The sequence below is a fragment of the Ammoniphilus sp. YIM 78166 genome, assembly GCF_004522215.1.
Taxonomy (GTDB): domain Bacteria; phylum Bacillota; class Bacilli; order Aneurinibacillales; family RAOX-1; genus YIM-78166.
Genome location: NZ_SDLR01000003.1, coordinates 747,392 through 767,258, shown reverse-complemented (window position 1 = coordinate 767,258; position 19,867 = coordinate 747,392). Strand labels below are relative to the sequence as shown.

The 19,867-nt window shown below is 45.0% G+C and carries 20 protein-coding genes; 14 read left to right on the top strand and 6 right to left on the bottom strand.

What is annotated here, in order from left to right; all coding sequences use genetic code 11:
- Positions 1–1,446 (bottom strand): 4-hydroxyphenylacetate 3-monooxygenase, oxygenase component, encoded by a 1,446-nt coding sequence (hpaB, locus tag EIZ58_RS15345; protein ID WP_134701714.1) that lies wholly within the window; start codon positions 1,444–1,446, stop codon positions 1–3.
- 119 nt (positions 1,447–1,565) lie between these two features.
- On the bottom strand, positions 1,566–1,835 hold the full coding sequence (yjcZ, locus tag EIZ58_RS34455) for a sporulation protein YjcZ (protein WP_240689097.1): 270 nt from the start codon (positions 1,833–1,835) through the stop codon (positions 1,566–1,568).
- Positions 1,836–2,019: 184 nt separating this feature from the next.
- On the opposite strand from yjcZ, the gene EIZ58_RS15335 reads away from it, so the two are divergent.
- Entirely contained in the window at positions 2,020–4,518 is a 2,499-nt protein-coding gene (locus EIZ58_RS15335) for a U32 family peptidase (protein WP_134701713.1), read from the top strand.
- A gap of 400 nt (positions 4,519–4,918) precedes the next feature.
- Here the strand turns inward: EIZ58_RS15335 and EIZ58_RS15330 are convergent, their stop codons facing one another.
- Positions 4,919–5,419 carry a hypothetical protein gene (locus EIZ58_RS15330; RefSeq protein WP_134701712.1) on the bottom strand — a complete coding sequence of 167 codons (501 nt, stop codon included), beginning with the start codon at positions 5,417–5,419 and terminating at the stop codon, positions 4,919–4,921.
- Positions 5,420–5,550: 131 nt separating this feature from the next.
- Between EIZ58_RS15330 and EIZ58_RS15325 the strand changes: the two genes are divergently transcribed.
- From EIZ58_RS15325 to EIZ58_RS15290, 8 genes are all read left to right on the top strand, one after another.
- Positions 5,551–6,222 carry an LbetaH domain-containing protein gene (locus EIZ58_RS15325; RefSeq protein WP_134701711.1) on the top strand — a complete coding sequence of 224 codons (672 nt, stop codon included), beginning with the start codon at positions 5,551–5,553 and terminating at the stop codon, positions 6,220–6,222.
- 54 nt (positions 6,223–6,276) lie between these two features.
- On the top strand, positions 6,277–6,633 hold the full coding sequence (locus EIZ58_RS15320; RefSeq protein ID WP_134701710.1) for a hypothetical protein: 357 nt from the start codon (positions 6,277–6,279) through the stop codon (positions 6,631–6,633).
- Positions 6,634–6,799: 166 nt separating this feature from the next.
- Positions 6,800–7,117: a pyrimidine/purine nucleoside phosphorylase gene (gene ppnP, locus EIZ58_RS15315; RefSeq protein WP_134701709.1), complete on the top strand. Its 318-nt coding sequence runs from the start codon at positions 6,800–6,802 to the stop codon at positions 7,115–7,117.
- Positions 7,118–7,244: 127 nt separating this feature from the next.
- The gene (locus EIZ58_RS15310; RefSeq protein WP_134701708.1) at positions 7,245–8,972 is read left to right on the top strand and encodes a 5'-nucleotidase C-terminal domain-containing protein; all 1,728 of its coding nucleotides are present in this window, start codon (positions 7,245–7,247) and stop codon (positions 8,970–8,972) included.
- Between the two features lie 146 nt (positions 8,973–9,118).
- Positions 9,119–9,307 carry a hypothetical protein gene (locus EIZ58_RS15305; RefSeq protein ID WP_134701707.1) on the top strand — a complete coding sequence of 63 codons (189 nt, stop codon included), beginning with the start codon at positions 9,119–9,121 and terminating at the stop codon, positions 9,305–9,307.
- 133 nt (positions 9,308–9,440) lie between these two features.
- On the top strand, positions 9,441–9,638 hold the full coding sequence (locus tag EIZ58_RS15300; RefSeq protein ID WP_370297710.1) for a WYL domain-containing protein: 198 nt from the start codon (positions 9,441–9,443) through the stop codon (positions 9,636–9,638).
- Between the two features lie 59 nt (positions 9,639–9,697).
- Positions 9,698–10,963: a Y-family DNA polymerase gene (locus EIZ58_RS15295; RefSeq protein WP_134701705.1), complete on the top strand. Its 1,266-nt coding sequence runs from the start codon at positions 9,698–9,700 to the stop codon at positions 10,961–10,963.
- 106 nt (positions 10,964–11,069) lie between these two features.
- Positions 11,070–11,252: a helix-turn-helix domain-containing protein gene (locus EIZ58_RS15290; protein ID WP_134701704.1), complete on the top strand. Its 183-nt coding sequence runs from the start codon at positions 11,070–11,072 to the stop codon at positions 11,250–11,252.
- A gap of 62 nt (positions 11,253–11,314) precedes the next feature.
- Here the strand turns inward: EIZ58_RS15290 and EIZ58_RS15285 are convergent, their stop codons facing one another.
- Complete coding sequence (locus EIZ58_RS15285; RefSeq protein ID WP_134701703.1) at positions 11,315–11,707, bottom strand: hypothetical protein; 393 nt, start codon at positions 11,705–11,707, stop codon at positions 11,315–11,317.
- A gap of 22 nt (positions 11,708–11,729) precedes the next feature.
- On the bottom strand, positions 11,730–12,287 hold the full coding sequence (locus tag EIZ58_RS15280; RefSeq protein WP_134701702.1) for a hypothetical protein: 558 nt from the start codon (positions 12,285–12,287) through the stop codon (positions 11,730–11,732).
- Between the two features lie 224 nt (positions 12,288–12,511).
- On the opposite strand from EIZ58_RS15280, the gene EIZ58_RS15275 reads away from it, so the two are divergent.
- The 5 genes from EIZ58_RS15275 (at position 12,512) to EIZ58_RS15255 (ending at position 18,197) form a co-directional block, all read left to right on the top strand.
- Positions 12,512–13,888, top strand: coding sequence for an NAD(P)-dependent oxidoreductase (locus tag EIZ58_RS15275; protein ID WP_134701701.1), 1,377 nt, complete (start codon positions 12,512–12,514; stop codon positions 13,886–13,888).
- 26 nt (positions 13,889–13,914) lie between these two features.
- A complete protein-coding gene (preA, locus tag EIZ58_RS15270; RefSeq protein ID WP_134701700.1) occupies positions 13,915–15,189 on the top strand; it encodes an NAD-dependent dihydropyrimidine dehydrogenase subunit PreA in 1,275 nt (424 codons plus the stop codon).
- A 27-nt stretch (positions 15,190–15,216) separates the two neighbouring features.
- Positions 15,217–16,599: a dihydropyrimidinase gene (gene hydA, locus EIZ58_RS15265; protein WP_134701699.1), complete on the top strand. Its 1,383-nt coding sequence runs from the start codon at positions 15,217–15,219 to the stop codon at positions 16,597–16,599.
- A 14-nt stretch (positions 16,600–16,613) separates the two neighbouring features.
- Positions 16,614–17,507: a nitrilase-related carbon-nitrogen hydrolase gene (locus EIZ58_RS15260; RefSeq protein WP_134701698.1), complete on the top strand. Its 894-nt coding sequence runs from the start codon at positions 16,614–16,616 to the stop codon at positions 17,505–17,507.
- A 144-nt stretch (positions 17,508–17,651) separates the two neighbouring features.
- Positions 17,652–18,197, top strand: coding sequence for a hypothetical protein (locus EIZ58_RS15255; RefSeq protein WP_134701697.1), 546 nt, complete (start codon positions 17,652–17,654; stop codon positions 18,195–18,197).
- Positions 18,198–18,213: 16 nt separating this feature from the next.
- Here the strand turns inward: EIZ58_RS15255 and EIZ58_RS15250 are convergent, their stop codons facing one another.
- Positions 18,214–19,731, bottom strand: a complete 1,518-nt coding sequence (locus EIZ58_RS15250; protein WP_134701696.1) for an NCS1 family nucleobase:cation symporter-1 — start codon at positions 19,729–19,731, stop codon at positions 18,214–18,216.
- Positions 19,732–19,867: the final 136 nt, after the last annotated feature.

Here is a 19,867-nt window from a genome sequence, read left to right as displayed (position 1 = left end):
TTAGCCCTGTTTTCCTTGTGCATCAAGAAATTGCCGAACCCATGCTATACAGTCCGATCGGTCATAGCTTCGATACAGTTCCTCTGCTTTACGAAGAGGGTCCCCAAAGAAAAAGCGTTCATAGAGTACCTGACGAGTCCCGAACGAACTCATGCACAGCTCCCAAGCCAGCCGGTAAAGTTTCGTTCGTTCATAGCCATCTTGGTTATTCGTTTTTAGAAAATGAATCAGGTCTTCTCCTATTGGTGATTGAAAGGTTTCCTCACTAGGAATCGTCATCAAAGCGCTAGAGCCGATCCATTGCATGATCTCCATCATTCGAGGATACAGTTTGGGAAAGTATTGTCGTGCAGCTAATAAGGGCCGGTAATCCGGCAACATGCTTCCCCAACGGTCTGTTGCGGCCTGGAGTTCGGAGGAAAACAACAACCCTCTTAACGTTTCAAGAGCTACGATGACTTCGCCCACTTTTTCCTGGATATCAGGGCGATGCCCCAGATTCATGGTATCCGTCATCAACTGGAGAATACCCAGCACGAACTCCGTTTTTACCACGTTTTTAGCTAATACCTGATGGGTAATGTGGACTGAAACTTGACTTTCTCTATATAACTTATTGACCACATCGGGCTGGCCGTAGAAAAAGACGCGATGCCAAGGAACTAATACTCGATTAAATACGACGATCGAATCCATTTCCTCAAACCGCGAGGAAAGAGGGTAGTTGAAGGTCGAGCCCCCATAATTCAAAGCTTCCCGGCATACAAAGGATAAGCCAGGGGTATCGCTTGGTATGGCAAAGCCGAAGGTACAGGGATCAAGGTCTAGCCAACTGGCCGATGAATTGGAAACAACCAGGATTTCATCGGTGAGTCCTCCTTGAGTGGCCATGAGGAGGACCCCATCAATAACAAGCCCATTGTCGTTTTCTTCCACGATTCGAGCAGCAATGCTCCGCTCGGACTCCGATGAGACACGAATCTTTGGGCCAATAAAGGTATGACTCAAAGCTAGGTCATTTTCTCGGCAGTATTGATAATATTCTCGCAAGTGAGACGAGAAACGAGGATCTTGTTCGGAAAGGACTTCTGCGGCAGTCCCAAGGGCCATGATTAGGGTATTCATATAGTCAGGTGATCTTCCCATCATACCTGCATGAAATCTGCCCCATTCCTGTGTCGTTTTTCTTCTTTTTTCTAAGTCCTCTTTGGTTTTCGGCTGCATAAAAGAGGTTCCCACTCGCATTCCGCTTGTCGGAGAGAGGTATGTCATGAAACTTGCCTTCTCGGGTTGGCTTTGGATGTCATATAAGGCGGCTTGACTTTCGATGAGCCCTCGGAAGGTTGAACTGGCAAAAGGATCATCGACTTTACTGCCTCCAAACCAAAGCACGGGCTTGAGCTTGGTGATCATGTGGATGTATTCCTGACCTGTTCTGGCAGCCAAGGCACACACCTCCTTTCCATAGTTTATCGCTTAGCACAAGCAGTCGGTGACGAATTTGGGCCACTCAAAGATGAAAAAGCCGACCCCTAATGGGATCGGCCTTGGTTACGTTTCTCTTCTTAGATAAATCCTGGTCTCGCGATAATCACAAGCAGGATATACAACACAAGAATGAAGGCAAAACCTCCACCAAGAGGCCCGACAGGTGCGCAGCCTGCCGATACGGGAGCTGTCACGGGGGCCATCGGTGCGGTCATGGGAGCCATTGCTGCCGGGGCCATGTTCTCATATCCATATGGGGCTGCTGCCGTTGGGGGGACGTTTGCATAACCAGCGTAAGGGGCTGCCGGGGGGATATTCGCATAACCATGGTGAAAACTTGAAGCCATCAAAACATTCCTCCTTTTGTTTGTTCACCTTATACTATACGTACACCCAGCCGGTTGTTTGTACGTCTGCCTAGATGAGCTGAAGTTGGGCGGGCAAGGTCAAACGCCCATATCCTAATAAAGGGTCTGTCCATATGGGGAGAGATGAGGTAGAATTATTCGTTGGTAGGTTAAAATGGGAAGGATGAAAACCTTGAAAAACAACTCTAGACATGCCATTGAATTATTAGCTCCAGCTGGAAACTGGGACTGCTTGCGTGCTGCTGTGGCCAATGGTGCTGATGCCGTATTTTTTGGTGTTGGAAAATATAATGCTCGTGTGAGGGCAGATAACTTCCAAATGGAAGAACTCCCTGACATCATGGCTTATTTGCATAAATATGGAGTTCGAGGCTATGTAACCTTCAATATCCTCGTCTTTGAAAATGAGTTTAGTGAAGCGCGAGAGCTCGTAGAAGCCTGTATGAATGCCGGTGTAGATGCTCTTATTGTACAGGATATGGGTCTGATGAAGCTGATACGCGAGATCTCGCCAGACTTTCCGATCCATGGATCGACTCAGATGACGGTAACGTCCCCAGAGGGCGTTCAATTTCTTAAACCCTATGACATTGAAGTAGTCGTACTTGGTCGGGAGAACAATCTAAAACAAATTGAAACGATTGCAGGTAAGACCGATACGCCATTAGAAGTGTTTGTCCATGGGGCCCTTTGTGTCTCTTATTCCGGACAATGCTTGACCTCTGAGATGTGGGGCGGCCGCTCTGCGAACCGCGGGGAATGTGCTCAAGCTTGCCGCTTGCCCTATGATCTTGTTGTTGATGGAGAGAAAAAGGAAATGGGCAATATCTCCTATCTCCTTTCTCCAAAGGATTTAGCCGCCATCGATATTGTACCGGAGCTTATTGAAGCGGGCGTGTCTTCTTTTAAGATTGAAGGCCGACTCAAATCGCCTGAATATGTTGCCAATGTCGTCAGCAAATATAGAAAAGCCATTGATGAATACATGGCGGGCCGGGATTACACTCCTTCTAAAGCGGACATTCGAGAATTGCAGCAAAGCTTCAGCCGCGGCTTTACCCATGGATTTTTGAAAGGGACAAATCATAAGCAGCTGCTGGACGGGACTTTTCCTAAGAGCAGAGGAGTGTTTGTCGGTACCGTAAAAAAAGTACTTCGCGATGCGGTGCTATGCGAATTGCAGGCCCCTCTTAAGCGCGGGGATGGCCTTGTGTTTGATGCGGGTCGTCCTGAGGAAAAAGAAGAGGGCGGCCGAATTTATGATCTGCGCAGCAGAGGGGTAAAGCTAGAAGGGGAAGTGCAGGAAGGCATAGTCGAGATTGTTCCAGGACGCCATGATGTGAATCTTACCAAGGTGCATGTAGGGGACCGGATTTGGAAAACCAGTGATCAGGAGCTGGATCGCCAATTGCGTAAAACCTATGAGACGGAGCAATCTTATAAGCTATTCCCTCTGAGAGTGACGGCGAGTGGGGAAAACGGGAAGCCACTCGTTTCCACCTGGAAGGATGAGTTCACGGGAGGTGTGGTTACCATCACGTCTGCTGAGTCCTTACAAGTTGCTCTTAAGCGACCTCTTACAGCAGAGTACTTGCAAGACCAATGGGGGCGCTTAGGCGGAACCATCTATGAGTTAACGGACGTGGAGCTCGATTTAGTTGGAGAAGTAATTGTGCCTGTAAGTGAGCTGAATCGGATGCGTAGAGAAGCGGTTGAACAGCTGGTGGAACTGAGACAAAAGCCAAGGGTGTACCAACGTGTGGTTATAGGGGAGGAGCTGTCCGCTCGTAAGCGCGGAGTAGCGCCGGAAGTTTCTAACAAGCTCTATGCACTTTGTCGTACGATGGAGCAAATTAAGGCTGCCTGTCAAACCGATGCTGATTATCTATATGCCGACTTTGAATTTACGAAGGATTATCCACAAGCGGTTTCTGTTGCACGGCAATATGGAAAGCCGATTGCCTTGGCTACCCCGCGCATTCATATGCCGGGAGAGAATGGTATTCTGAATGGGATAGTCAAAGCCGAACCGGATGCTATTTTAGTTAGGAGTCTTGGAGCGGTACAGTACTTTACTGAGTCAAAGCTGGATCTTCCTCTTATTGGTGATTTTTCGCTGAATATCGCCAATCATAAAGCGGTTGAGCTTTTCTTAGACCGAGGCTTAGAGCGAGTGACACCTTCTTATGATCTCAACATTCAACAGATGCTTGACCTGCTGGATCAATCGGTTGATAACGCACATGTGGAAATGGTCATTCATCAGCATTTGCCGATGTTCCATACCGAACATTGCGTGTATTGCACCTTCCTAAGCGAAGGTACCGACTTTACCAATTGCGGAAGACCTTGTGAAACTCATCGGGTGTCCCTTGAGGATCGCATCGGCATGCTTCATCCTGTCCGAGTGGACATCGGCTGCCGTAACACGGTGTATAATGCGATTGAACAATCGGGCGCAGAGTATCTACCCCAATTCCAGCACCGTGGAATTCGTCATTACCGAATCGAGTTCTTAGAAGAAACGGGTGAAAAGGTACAGGAGGTCGTTCGCTTATACCGAGAAGCGCTTGAAGGAAAGCGGACAGGCACAAGTGTATGGAGATCGCTGAAAGCGACGAATCAATTGGGTGTTACGCGCGGTCAATTAGTTAAAAAATAAAAGAAAGAGCCCCCTGCTTCGCTTCTCGCGAGATCAGGGGGTTCTTTTTACATGAGGGGGCAGATCGCTTGAATGAGGTACCGCCTGGCTCAAGTTTTTTCAAGGTTTTGGGTAATTTTAGTCTGGTTTTTATGAGTGCTATCTAAACTTTCGTTTAGAGCCTTCAAAATGAAGCTGATTTTTTAAAGTAATTACGCTTTTTTATTTCCTGGCCGATTATCAGACCCTATCGCTCGCGTTCGGTTCCGGATGCTCACGAAATTTTTCATATGCTCACGGAAAAGTGGCGGATAGTCACGATTACATTGCGTTTGCTCACGTACCTGGTACAATTCCAAATTACTCACGCTATTTGATCATGAAACTAAGCAACATGCTTCCAAACCGATAATGATTTTAATTAAATCCCTATCCGAACCCACAGCTTATCTCCATTAATCTCCAGATTCTTAATCGTTCCTTGTTTAAAATTACGGATCACCTCAATTTGATTTAAGTCCAGGAAGATTTGCTTCTCTTCATAACGGAGATAGGGAGGACGGTGGAATATATGCTGTTTGATTCGCTCATTTAGGGAAGGGGTCATTTCATGGATTAAAAAGGCAACAGTTCTTTCATGAGCCTCAGAAGGCTTTAGCGCTAAGGTAAACGGGACTTTTACCATCCATTTCCGTACTTCTCCACGAATGTGCAAATAGCCGCCATCTATCGTTACCTTGATCTTTTGCACATCCTCTAGCTGCGCCTGTACAAGGGCCGTTTGAATTAACACCCCCGATAAGGGGATGGGGATACTGGCTCGATGGATTGTCTTAGCGGTTTGGGATTTTATCTTCCCAATTTCCGGATGACGAGCAAGGGTGTTAAGCTGTTGCTTCAGGCGATTAACAAAACGATTCATAAACCCTTCCTCCAACGCAATTTACCTTACTATATGCGATAACAACCTAGCTGGATCTAGAGATATATAGGCAAATGCGCACTTGGCTGAATAGTATATCTCACTATCTCCTAAAGAAGGGCGGAGTTCATATGAGAAATTCTCCAGGTGGTGGAATTTGGGGTCCTATGAATGCCATTGTCAGATTTATTGGACCCAATCCATCAACAACATTCAATCCAAATTCCTTACACCCTTCCATTGATGATCAAGTTTTCCTCAGTCCTTTTACTTATGTTGTCGGGGACGTCAGAATTCACAAAAATGTCTATATCGGTCCTTTTGTCAGTATACGTGCAGATGAGGGAACTCCATTCCATATTGGGGAAAACAGCAATATTCAAGATGGTGTCATTTTACATGGGATTCGTGACGAGTTTATTGAAAAAAACAACCAGCGATTTTCCATTTATATTGGCGAGGACGTTACCTGTGCGCATGGATCAATCGTCCATGGCCCTTGCTTAATCGAGGATGAAGTTTTTATAGGTTTTCAATCTACCGTATTCAACGCTAGTGTAGGGGAGGGTGTCTATATTGCTTCTGGCGCGGTCGTAACCAATGGAGTACGGGTTGCCCCTCACCGGTTTGTTCCACCAGGCGCGAGCATTGATACGCAAGAAAAGGCCGACTCTTTATCCTACGTGCCACAGGATAAAGATGAGTTTGCTAAGCAAGTCCAACGGGTGAATCAAGAATTCCCAACTTCGTATTCTTTGCTGCTTGGAAAACGTCGTTGTTCCTGCGGTATCGCTAGCGGATAAGAAACCTCCTCTCGTTTCATACTAGGATAGAAGTGATTTTGAGGGGGTATTTCCATGCAAACCTACTTCGCCAATGCACAGGAGCTGTGGGAAAAAATTCAGGAGTCAGGCAATATTCTTACGCGAGATTTTGAGCTGTCCCATTATGGAGACGAGGAGGATCCAACCGGTTACGTCCTTCTTTATAAAGGTATTACGCATGATATTCACCGAGTGAACAAAACCGTTGAAATGTTCTACAATAAATTGGTGGATGCAGGATTTGAACACAATGTTGAACTAACTTACCGTGATATGCATCGCCCTGATAAGTATAATGAACCCAAAAAAGAAGCCGTCATCGAACTGTATCCCGGGATGCAGACAGCTGCAGATGATGAATTCATGGAACTTGATGGAGAAAGTCGCTAAGCCCTCATATGAGGGTTTTAATTTTTTACTGTTTAAGAAAGTTAAAGTTCACTAAAGCGTTTAATCTGGCTACCCTGGAAATACTTCAATAGAAGTTTTTTTTATTGCTTCCTTTTTGTTGTACAGCTATAGTAGTATCATTAAGGAAAAAAGAGGAGAGAGAACATTGGCGCAATTTGATCAAGTCACCGTATTAAAAGAAGCAAACATCTACTTTGATGGGAAGGTTACCAGCCGAACGGTATTATTCCCAGATGGGTCCAAGAAAACGTTAGGGATTATGATGCCAGGGGAATATGAATTTGGGGCAAGCCAAAAGGAAATTATGGAGATCACCGCAGGGAAATTGGACGTCTTACTTCCTGGCGAATCCGAGTGGAAATCGTTCACTGGGGGTATGGAATTTATTGTACCTGCCGGTACTTCTTTTAAACTTAAGGTGTCCGAAATTACGGATTATTGCTGTTCCTATATTGAAGAATAAAATGAAGACTGTCCATTGTAATGGGCAGTCTCTTCTTTTTAACCTATCAAACTTTTACAACGAACTAGTTAATAGGTTAATATAATCATAGGTATATTTTTCAAGTAAATACATAAGGAGGAAAAGTATGAGGAGAAGCATGTCCATTTTTATGGCCCTTTTCTTGGCTTTATCGGTCTGGTTGCCAAGTATAGGGGCGAGAACGGTGGAGGCGGCTGAAGGAAAACGTATAACGATCCTTTACACCAATGACATTCATTCCCGCTTCGAAGAAAGCTCTTCTGCAGGAATGGGATACGCCAAAATTGCTGCATTGGTTAAGCAGCATCGAGCGGAGAACCCCAATACGCTCGTACTGGACGCCGGAGATACATTCCATGGTCAAACTATTACCACATTGGTTCAGGGAGAAAGCATTATTCCCGTTATGAATGAAATCGGATATGATGCCATGACTGCTGGAAACCATGATTTCAATTATGGAATGGATAGACTACTGGAGATTAAAGGAAAACTAAACTTTCCGGTCATGGGTGGCAATGTAGTCAATAGAGCTGATGGCAAACCTGTCCTTGACTCCTACGTGATCAAAGAGCTGGACGGGATAAAAATCGGGATCTTTGGTATTGCAACTCCCGAGACAGCGTATAAAACTCATCCCAAGAATGTTAAAACCGTACAGTTTTTAGATCCTGTAGCCCATTCTAAGAAGATGGTCGAGCAACTCGAACAAGAACGAGTGAATGTGATTATAGGGCTTGCCCATCTTGGCATGGATGAATCTAGTCAGCACACCAGCCGTCTTGTTGCCGAACAGGTAAAAGGCATTGATGTGATTATTGATGGACATAGCCATCAAGTTTTCACGGATTTGATGATAGGAGAAACATTGATTACTCAAGCAGGCGAATATAGCAAAAATCTTGGTGTGGTGAACCTTACATTTGACAAAGGAACCCTCACTGAAAAAAAAGCTTCGATTATCTCTAAAGAGGATGCGAAGGATGTAATCCCGGATCCCGAGATCACCAAGATTATTGAAGACATTAAATCTAGCCAAGCCCAGGTCCTTGAAGAAGTGATCGGAACAGCTGCCGTGAAACTAGAAGGGGAGAGGGAGAAGGTACGCGCTGGTGAAACAAACCTCGGCAATTTGATTTCTAGCGCTATGCTAAAATCCACCGAGGCTGATGTTGCTCTGACCAATGGTGGAGGCATTCGAGCTTCTATTGAACAAGGCACCGTCACAAAAGGGAACATTATTACCGTGTTGCCGTTTGGGAACTATGTGGTTACGATTAAGGTCACAGGATCCGAACTTCAAGCAGCCCTAGAGCATGGGGCTGGCCAATATCCAGAACCTAAAGGAGCCTTTCCGCATGTAGCTGGATTAACTTTTAAAATTGATCCGGATCAACCAGAAGGGCAACGTATTCATTCGGTATTCGTCGCGGGGAAACCCCTTAACGCTAACCAGGAGTATATCCTCGCCACGAATGATTTCCTTGCTGCTGGTGGAGATGACTACAAAATGTTTGCCCAAAAGCCAGTTTTGAATCATTACCCGACCTTGGATGAGATTGTAATTGATTACCTGCAAAATCAACAGGCAATTCCAATTATAGAAAGTCGAGTGACGGTTGAAGCCATTAAGGGACATGAGTCTCAACCTGTCCAGCAACCTGCGGTATCTGAGGTAGTCAAGTCGCAGCCTGCTTGGTACGTGGTCAAAAAAGGCGATACCTTGTCTAAGATCGCCCAGTCCCATGGCACGGTGTGGAAAAAGCTTCAAGAGTTAAATAAACTGCGCAACCCACATTTGATCTTCCCAGGGCAGAAAATTCTTCTGCCTTAACTTAAAGAACGAGGCTATTCTCATAAGGGGAATAGCCTTTTTCCATCGTATGGAGGAATTGGCGAGTCAAAAAGATGGATTCTTGTCCAAAGGTATGATATGATATCAGCGAAATTGAGAGTTTCCTGTAAGGAGGCATTTTTACTATGGGTATTGCCAAATTAAACAGTTTAACTATTCCACTTTTCACACTTGGTGCTATTATGCTGCTTCTTGTGGGATCGTTTTTTAGCTTTGGCGTTTTGCGTCTTTTTCAAAAACACTATGTTCAAGGGACTGTATCGATTCTTATTGCTATCGTGAGCTTTGTAGCCTTACTGATGTATGTTGATTAGCCATCGGCGACAGCTTTGGAGTTACTCATTGGGAGTGGCTCTTTTTTTTTGGATATTTTTTGGATCTTGCATGAATGATTCCCTTTCACATAAAATAAGAACAAACGTTCCTGAAGGAGGGAGAGTGCCGGTGATGACTGAGTTGCATCGTTATGTGTCTACGGGTCAACGGGTGGAGATGATTTATATGGATGGGCGCGGACGTATTTCTAAGCGCGTTATTCAACCCTATACCATTGAGGGGACGAAAGTTAAAGCTTATTGCTTGCATCGACGAGCGCCTCGTTGTTTTTCAGTAGATCACATTTTAGCGGTCCTTCCTGTCCAGTAAGGATTATTTTTTTAAACCTGAACAGAACGTACGTTTCTGTTTGTTTGTGAGGTGAGCGCATGTTTGATTATAGCCAAATGCCCCATCGTTCCATTCTGATGCTAGATGCCAAGAGCTTCTACGCTTCTGCCCATTGCTCCTTGCTCGGACTTGATCCTCTCACAGCTTACTTGGCTGTGGTAGGAGATCCAGAGCGGAGCGGTTCCATTGTGCTGGCTGCTTCTGCTGCACTGAAAAGGGATTTTGGCGTAAAAAATGTTTCCAGGTACTTTGAGCTGCCCCGTGATCCACGAATTCAGGTAGTCAAAGCACAAATGTCCAAGTACCTCGAAGTAAGTCTAGAATTAACCAAAATATTGGGGCGTTTTGCTCCTTTTGATAGTATCTTGCAATACTCTGTGGACGAAGCTTGGATTGATATAACCGGAACAGAAAAGCTGTTTGGAGATAAGTGGTTCGTAGCACGGAAAATAAAGCAAACCATCTGGGAGGAATTAAGGATTCCTGTTGCGATTGGAATAGGACCGAACATGCTCATGGCTAAGGTTTGCTTAGATCTTGATGCCAAGAAGGCCCCTGAGGGCATCGCGGAATGGACTTACAAAGACCTGCCTGAGCGGTTATGGCCTCATCCTCTTAAAGACATGTGGGGCATCGGATCAAGGATGGAACGAAATTTAAACCGAATGGGAATCCGCAACGTAGGTCAACTCGCGGGATTTGAAGTTTCTTTATTGGAGAAGCGTTTTGGAATCATGGGCGTACAGCTGTTTAACCATGCCTGGGGAATAGACTTTTCTCGAGTTCAACCGAACTACAATCAAACCCATAAAAGCTACGGAAACGGCATTACCCTGCTCCGTGACTACACGAAGCCTTCCGAAATTAAAATTGTCATTCGCGAATTATGTGATGAGGTTACGAGTCGAGCAAGGAAAGATCGGATGGCGGGCCGAACCATCTCGTTAGGCATTGGCTATTCCCGCGAGATTATGGGAGGCTTCTCCCGATCTCAGTCGATTGATACGCCGACTAACCTAGAAGACGAGGTTTATGATGTGTGTATTCGCCTATTCAATACGCATCACATACCTGGCACAGAAATTCGCAATGTTTATGTTAGCCTATCTAATCTCAGTCCTGATCAGGAAATGCAATTGGATATGTTCAACTATAAAACCAAGGAAAAAAAGAGGAGCTTAGCCTTTGCTATAGATGAGATCCGAGATGTGTTCGGATCCACATCGATTATAAAAGCCTCAAGTTTATTAGAAGGAGGCATTGCGCTTGAACGGAGCGCGAAGATTGGCGGGCATTATGGGTAGTTATAATTGTCGCAAGTTTAAATTTTCTAAAAAGATTAGAGAAAGGTTTTTCCATGTTAAAATTTAGGGGAAACAAAGACGTAGGAGCAAAGAAAGGAAAGGGATCATGTATCCGCATGAAATTATAATAAAACTAGGTATGAGCGAATATATACTCTGGCGGTATTTAGAGGAAAGAAAGTTTGTTGTACCCTCCATGGATGAGATGGTCGACCATTTTGGACGGCACCGTCGAACAATCAAGACATGGTTGAAGAAATTAGGGGATAGTGGATATATTCCAACTTAAGAATGTTGCTGAACAAAAAAGGCGATCACCCTGGAATGCCCGGGAGGATCGCCTTAATTTAATTACTCTCTTTCAGATTTTATGTCTTTGATACCACGGATAAAAATCTCGAGCAGTAGATCATGTTGGGTTCTACTTGAGACGTGCTTTCGGATTTGATCTAATTCCTCGACCAAGTGAGAGTCCAAGTGAAGATTAACGGTTTTGCCTTTTTCTTTTGCAGTAATTTCACAGCCATCCTCATGGCATTTCACTTCACCTGATACTCGGATGTCTTCACGTTCTAAAACATGGGCATCTGGTACATAGATGGATTCTCCCTCTAATACGATTTTCTTTAGATCGTTTGAAAAAGAGACGGCTATATCATTGTTCTTTTCTCGGTTGGATTCTTTAATTCGGCGAGAAACATGCTGATTATCCAATGTATTGTCTAGCGTTAAAGATACCCTCATCTCATCCACTCCTGTTCTTTCTCTATATCAAGCTTAGGCAAGATTCTGTTATGTCCTGAAGAACTAGGAAATCGTTCTCTGTTTGAAGCGTATACAGAAACTCGTCTAATTCTAATCGGCTCGTTACAACCACGGCAGCCTCTTCGTGGTAGGGTGTTCCAGGCTTGCAGATTTTCACGCGATCCAGTACATCAAATCGAGGCCGGATCCATTTTTTATCATATAGAAACTGGTACACCTGCTTCTTGGGATACAAGAAGCGCTTTTTTCCTTGTTTCGTTTTAAGTGCCCAAAAGACTTCTCGCTCGTCAATCGCCTCGCCGAGAAACCCCTGATCGGACCACCGTTTAATGGTGGACATATTACTTTCTTTACCTGTATGTTCATAGATTAAATCTAATATTTCACTGGATGAAAGGTAACAAGCGCGTTCTTTTTCCTGAATAATCAATTCTTTTAACCGTAGCTTTAAAGATTGGAGAGTAAGCTGATCATCCAGGATACGTTTTTCGAGTATTTCGATTTGGCCTTCTATGTCGTTGCGGAGAAGAGAAATTTCTTCCATTTGGTTTGGGGACAAGGCTAGTACCTCCTCTCTATTTGTAGAGTAGACCAATTGCCCTTGGTTTCATGATATCTCAAATTGAAAAGAAACAAAACTGATTTTTCTCAACTAACGGAGTAAATATTATAGCATGTTATTAATATGTTGACATTATAACATTGATAACATAAACTGAATATAGTTAATTATCACTTAATTCATAAAAATAACACTTTACGAAGACGAGGAGGTATGGGTGTATGCAAGATAGGAAAACCACCTTCATTCCAGTGGAGAGTCTTCTTACTCATTTTACGGAAGTCGTTCCGCCGCTTCGAAAGAAGGATGCCATGGATGAGTCTAATCGTTGCTTGTATTGTTATGATGCTCCCTGTATAACGGCTTGTCCAACAGGGATCAATATTCCTCAGTTTATCAAGCGGATAGCTCAGGAAAATATGAAGGGAGCAGCGACCACCATTATGGATGCAAACCCCGTGGGTGCAAGCTGCGCGAGAGTTTGTCCGACAGAGCAGCTCTGTGAGGGGGCATGCGTACTTAATGATGCCTCCAAACCGATTATGATCGGGATGCTACAACGCTATGCGACGGATTGGGCGATAGAGAATAACGAAGTCTTGTTTAAGCCAGGGGAGTACAACGGAAAAAAAGTGGCTATCATTGGAAGCGGTCCAGCAGGACTGTCCACCGCTAGGGAATTGGCGCGCAAGGGATATAAGGTGACCATATTTGAAGCAAAAGAACTTGCAGGAGGATTAAATACCTATGGTATTGTGTCTTTCCGCTTACCGCAATCGATAGCTCTTTGGGAAGTCGACCAAGTACGAAGGCTGGGAGTTGAGATCCGGACGAGTACCTGTATTGGTAAAGATATTCAACCGCAAGAGCTAATGGGTGAATATGATGCGGTGGTTTTAGCGATTGGTATGGGCAACGTGCCAGACTTAGGCATAGAAGGGGAGGAGCTGACAGGAGTATACGATGCGATTGAACTGATCCAAGACACAAAGTCGAAGGAGTTGGATGACCGATTTATTGGTTCTAGAGTAGCTGTGATCGGAGCAGGGAATACAGCTATCGATGCAGCCACCTGTTCTAAGCGCTTGGGAGCCGAGAACGTCAAAATTCTTTACCGTCGGACGGAGAACGAGATGTCCGCTTATCCTTTTGAATATGAATTCGCCAAGCAGGACGGCATTGAATTCCGTTGGCTTGTTACGCCCAAACGCATCATAGGGGAAGGACGGGTTCAGAAGCTAGAGTGCATTCGGATGGAGTTAGGTGAGCCGGATGCATCAGGGAGACAGACCCCTGTACCTATACCTGGCTCAGAATTCACACTTGAAGTCGATGCTGTCGTTAAGGCAATAGGTCAAACCCGACATTTGGAATTAATAGAAGCCTTTGGTCTCTCTCATTCCCATGGCGTGATTTCGGTCCAACAAGATACTTTCCAAACCTCCCAAGCTAAAGTATATGCTGCAGGAGATTGCATTTTTGGAAAAGGGCAAGGGGAAGCCATGGTGGTAGAAGCCGCTCAACAAGGAAAATTAGTTGCGCAAGCCGTAGATCGTGATCTCATGACGGATGCTCATTCTGAGGAAATCGCTTCTTAACATTTAGAAAAGAGGAGGCTTGTTTCATGGCGGATTTACGAATTAACCTGGCCGGCATTGAATCTCCCAATCCATTTTGGCTTGCCTCAGCTCCCCCTACGAACTCGGGCTATCAAGTAATGAGAGCTTTTGAGGCGGGGTGGGGTGGAGCTGTTTGGAAAACATTAGGTGAACCTATCATCAATGTAACCTCGCGTTTTGCTGCCCTTCATTATAATGGTCAACGTGTAGCTGGATTTAATAACATTGAGCTGATCACAGACCGTCCACTAGATGTCAATCTTAAAGAAATCTACGAAACGAAAAAAAGATTTCCTAACCACACGATTATCGCTTCGTTAATGGTAGAGCCAAGTCAAAAGAAATGGCATGAAATTGTAAAGCAAGTGGAAGCAGTTGGAGTTGATGGTCTTGAGCTCAACTTTGGCTGTCCGCATGGAATGGCCGAAAGAGGAATGGGCTCAGCCGTAGGACAGCAGCCCGATTTAGTTCGACAGCAAACTGAATGGGTCAAAGAAGTAGCCCAAACGCCGGTCATTGTGAAGCTTACACCTAATATTACAGATATTCGCTATACCGCCCGGGCCGCAGCTCAAGGCGGAGCGGACGCCGTATCCATGATTAATACGATCAATAGTTTGATGGGTGTAGATTTAGATTCATGGAATACCATTCCTCATGTGGACGGAAAGGGTGCCCATGGTGGATATTGCGGCCCTGCTGTGAAGCCCATCGCACTGAATATGGTGGCTGAATGTGCCAGGGATCCGCTTATAGGCATCCCTATCTCAGGAATCGGAGGAATCTCGACTTGGAAGGATGCTGTTGAATATTTATTAGTTGGCGCCACGGGTGTCCAGGTATGCACGGCAGCCATGCATCACGGCTTCCGAATCGTTGAAGACATGATCGATGGGCTAAATCATTATTTAGATGCTAAGGGGATCGCATCTGTAAGGGATATCGTTGGAAAAACGGTTGAGCGCTATTCGGATTGGGGTCATTTGAATCTCAACTATAAGATTGTAGCTAGAATCGATAATGATACCTGTATTAGCTGCAATAAATGCCATATTGCCTGCGAGGATACGTCACACCAATGTATTGAGCGTGTGCCTGATGAGACCGGTAAAGTCAGGCTTATAGTGAGGGAAGAAGATTGTGTTGGATGCAACCTTTGTTCCATTGTCTGCCCGGTCGAGGATTGCATCGAAATGGTTGAAATCCGTACAGGAGAACCACCATTAACCTGGAATGAGCGTCAAGCCGCCTTAACTAAGCCAGATTCGAAAACCGGGTAAAACGTCAAAGAAAGTAGGGGAGCGAAGATGAGTAAGGTGATCAAAGGCGGTACCATTGTTACAGCTACAGATAAATACCAAGCGGATCTATTAATAGAAGGCGAAAAAATTATGAGTATCGCAAAACAGCTGGATATTCCCGGTGCAGAAGTGATTGATGCCGCTGGATGCTATGTCTTTCCAGGGGGAATCGATCCCCACACGCATTTAGATATGCCCTTTGGGGGTACGACCACAGCGGATGACTTTGAGACGGGAACGAGAGCAGCGGCCTTTGGCGGAACCACGTCAATCGTCGACTTTTGCCTGACTTCTAAAGGGAAGCCGATTAAAGAAGCGATTGACACCTGGCATGCGAAAGCGGAAGGAAAAGCGGTCATTGATTATGGCTTTCATTTGATGATCTCAGAGATGAACGAGCATGTCATTGATCAGCTTCCAAAGGTCGTGCAGGAAGAAGGCATCACCTCGCTTAAAGTGTTTATGGCCTATAAAAATGTGTTCCAATGCGATGATGACATTCTCTATCAAACCTTATTAAAGGCTCGAGAGCTAGGGGCGCTTGTTCAAGTACATGCTGAAAATGGCGACGTCATCGATTATTTGGTTAAGCAAGCTTTAGCGGATGGAAATACGGCTCCCATTTATCATGCCCTTACTCGACCGCCCGAGGTTGAAGGGGAGGCTACGGGGAGAGCTGTCGCCTTAACTGCTTTGGCCAACTCGCAGCTGTATGTCGTCCATGTTTCTTGTGAAGAAGCCGTGGAAAAAATAGCGGAAGCCCGTAAGAAAGGGTTTCAGGTCTGGGGAGAAACCTGCCCCCAGTACCTAGCATTAGATATCAGCTATTTGGAGAAGCCAGACTTTGAAGGCGCCAAGTATGTATGGTCTCCTCCCTTACGGGCCAAGTATCATCAGGATGTGCTATGGAGTGCGTTAAAGAATGGACACTTGCAGACTATAGGCTCTGATCAGTGCTCGTTTAACTTTAAAGGACAAAAAGAGCTTGGAAGAGACGATTTCACAAAAATCCCGAACGGGGGCCCTCTTATTGAGGATCGCTTTAGTGTGGTATATTCCGAGGGTGTTCACCAAGGACGTATCAGTATTAATCAGTTTGTTGACATTATTTCTACTAAAGCTGCGAAGCTGTTTGGCATGTTTCCGCAAAAAGGGACAATTGCAGTCGGCAGTGATGCAGATCTCGTTATTTTTGACCCCACAGTGGAACGGACGATCTCTGCTGCAACCCATCATATGAACGTGGATTACAATCCGTTTGAGGGGATGACCGTTCATGGAGATGTGATTTCGGTGTTATCCCGCGGAGAGTTTGTGATTCGTGAGAAGCAGTTTGTCGGTCGTCCTGGAAATGGTAAGTTTTTGCGTCGGAATACGTATTCCATGTAGAGAGGGGAAAGGCAATGTCAAAGCAAAAGATCAAAATTGGATTGATTCAAGCCACACATGATGTCCATGGGGATGAACCCGTACAGGTGCATAAAGACAAAGCCATCGAAAAACACCTTAAATTGGTAGATGAGGCGGTATCCAAAGGGGCTAAAGTGATCTGTCTCCAAGAAATTTTTTATGGTCCTTATTTCTGCACAGAACAAAACTCAAAATGGTACGCCTCAGCCGAATCGATACCCGACGGTCCGACAACGAAGCTATTCCAAGAGATTGCCAAAAAAAATCAAGTCGTAATTGTCTTACCAATATATGAGAAAGAAGCGGAAGGAGTCTATTATAATACCGCCGCTGTGATTGATGCGGATGGAACCTTTCTAGGAAAATACCGAAAGCAGCATATTCCACAGGTGCAAGCGGGACCCAAACCAAATGGGTTTTGGGAGAAATATTACTTTAAGCCGGGTAATTTAGGATATCCTGTGTTTGATACAGCCTACGCCAAAATTGGAGTGTATATTTGTTATGACCGTCACTTCCCAGAGGGGGCGCGTTTACTAGGCTTAAATGGAGCGGAAATTGTTTTTAATCCGTCAGCGACGGTGGCAGGTTTGTCTGAATACTTATGGAAACTGGAACAACCCGCTCACGCTGTAGCGAACGGATATTATGTTGGGGCCATTAATCGCGTAGGATTCGAAGCTCCTTGGAACATGGGTGAATTCTACGGTCAGTCGTACCTCGTTGATCCGAGAGGGAAGTTTGTATCGGAGGGAACAAGAAACGAGAGTGGGGTTGTTATAGGAGACATGGACCGAAATGTGATCCAAGAGGTTCGAGACTTGTGGCAATTTTACCGTGACCGACGGCCGGAAACTTACGGTGATATGTCAAAGCTACTCCCTTAGCGTAAGCGTAAGAGGGTGTCCCTAAAGTGATATGGGATCCCCTCTTTTTCTCATGATGTCACATTACATAAGAAAAAAGAGGAATTTTCTGAATTTTATCGAATAGAAAAAAGTAGAGTCATTTTATAAAGGTGGTGCAAGCTTTTGGGAGTAAGGGTCTATCGGGGGATTGATTATACTGAAGCTTGTGAGGTTCTGAAGCACCAGTGTTATGCCAGTGAAGAAAGAAAAAGATTTGTTTCCGGTCTAGCCGCAAACGCCGTGTTTGGTTCAGGTTTGTATCTAGTGAGCGATTTATTGGTGGCAATCGAATATGCGTTTTGCCACGCAGAAGCCTCGAACCAGAAGGCAGCCGTCCTTCGCCAAGACCTTACGATGAGAAACCCGGTGTTATTGCAAGGGCGAGAAGGAGAGGGTATATTGAGAACAAAGGCCCTTGACTGGCGGTACCCCTATGGATGCTCATCCATGCTCAACAGCGATGCGCCAAGACAGGAGTATATCTTATGGTCAGGGAATTTGATAAAGGAATACCTGCTTGCCCAAGGTCATGATGGAATTGAGTATACCCTTCAAGATCATTTTAGATATTATGTTTCCTACTATCCCTTTGAACAAGTGTCTAACATCGAGCTAGAATTGTCTTTTGATATAGAGGAACTGCAATACAAAGAAGAGGACGCCATATGAGCGTCCTCTTTCCTTTTTATTCAGCGATACCAGCAGCTGTACGGTCTTGAGCTTGACTGGAAGATTGGTAACGTGTAATCGAGTCGTAATATTGGTCTGAAATTACGCTCTCATGTTCCTTCATCCAGTAGGTGTATAGGAAGCCAGAGACAAACAATCCTACAAACCATGCATTTTCCCATAGGAATGCCATTCCCGGTATTACCTTTCCTAGCAGGGAAGCTCCAATACCTAACAGTAGCGCATATATCGCTTTAGAGTTGAAGCCATTCCCGTAGTCATATCGGCTATTTCGTTGGTAAAGATCTACAAGGGCAAGCTTTCGTCTTCTCACAAGCCAATAGTCGGCAATAGCAATACCTTCAATGGGTCCCAGAAGAGCCCCATAAGTACCTAACCAAACAAACAGGTAATTGCCGAAATTCTCAAGCAGGTACCAAGGCTGCATAAGAACCGCAATAAGACCGGTTATGATAGCCCCCATTCCAAAGGTAATCTTTCGAGGCAGAATATTTTCGATGGCGCGAGCAGGTGCGACAATATTAGCCGCAATATTCGTGGTTAAGGTAGCTAATACGATGCCAATGGTACCTAGAAAAATAACGAAAGGGGGGAATTTAGCCAGCAATATCGTAGGGTCCCAGATCGCTTCTCCAAAAATAACCACCGTAGCGGAAGCCACAGCCACGCCTATAAACGAGAAGGCACCCATCGTGGTAGGCAGAGACAGGGTCTGACCCCATATCTGAGCTTTTTGACTTTTGGCATAACGACAGAAGTCTGGAATGTTTAAAGCAAGCGTAGCCCAAAACGCTACAGCTCCAGTTAAAGCAGGAAAGAAGATTTTTAAAAAGTCACTCGTAGTTGCAAATTTAGAAGGGGCCGAAAGCATGGGGCCGAACCCGCCTGCAGAGGTAAACGCCCAACCCAGCAAAGCCAACGCCATAATCACTAATATCGGAGCAGCCCATGCCTCCATGACGCGAATCGCTTCAGGTCCAAAATACGCGATGAGGACATTTAAGCTCAAAAAAATGGCGAAGGCAATGCCTAAATGTCCTGGGATCGATCCCCAGCTTGTAAACGAGCTTAAAAGGGCATCTAGGGCCGCTCCGCCAAACCAACAGTTGATACCAAACCAACCTGCTCCAACTAATGCACGAGCTAAAGAAGGTATATGGGCTCCTCTAGTGCCGAACCACAAGCGAGCAAAGACAGGATAAGGTATACCGAACTTCGTGCCGGCATGTGAACTTAGTAGAATAGGAATAAGAACAATCAAATTGCCCAATACAATCGTAAGAATGGCCTGCCACCAATTCATCCCTATGGAGATTAACCCCGCTGCCATGGTATAGGTTGGAATGCATATGGCCATTCCAATCCATAAACTGGCAAAGTTGTAGCCCGTCCAGTGATGCTCAAGCGTAGTCGTCGGCCTTAAGTCTTCGTTCCACAAGGGACTGTCTTTGATTAAAGCTTCGCCTTCATGAGTCAACGTAACGATGCCGTTCTGTTCGACTTGCGTTTGCATTGGAGGCCTCCCTTAATAAATTTTGGATTTACGAGATCATTATATTCCTATTTTTGCTAAAATTCAATATTTTTTGTTAAATTATTTACCCTAAATGTTTTTTTGTTTCATTTATTTTGTATTGAAATATTAATAT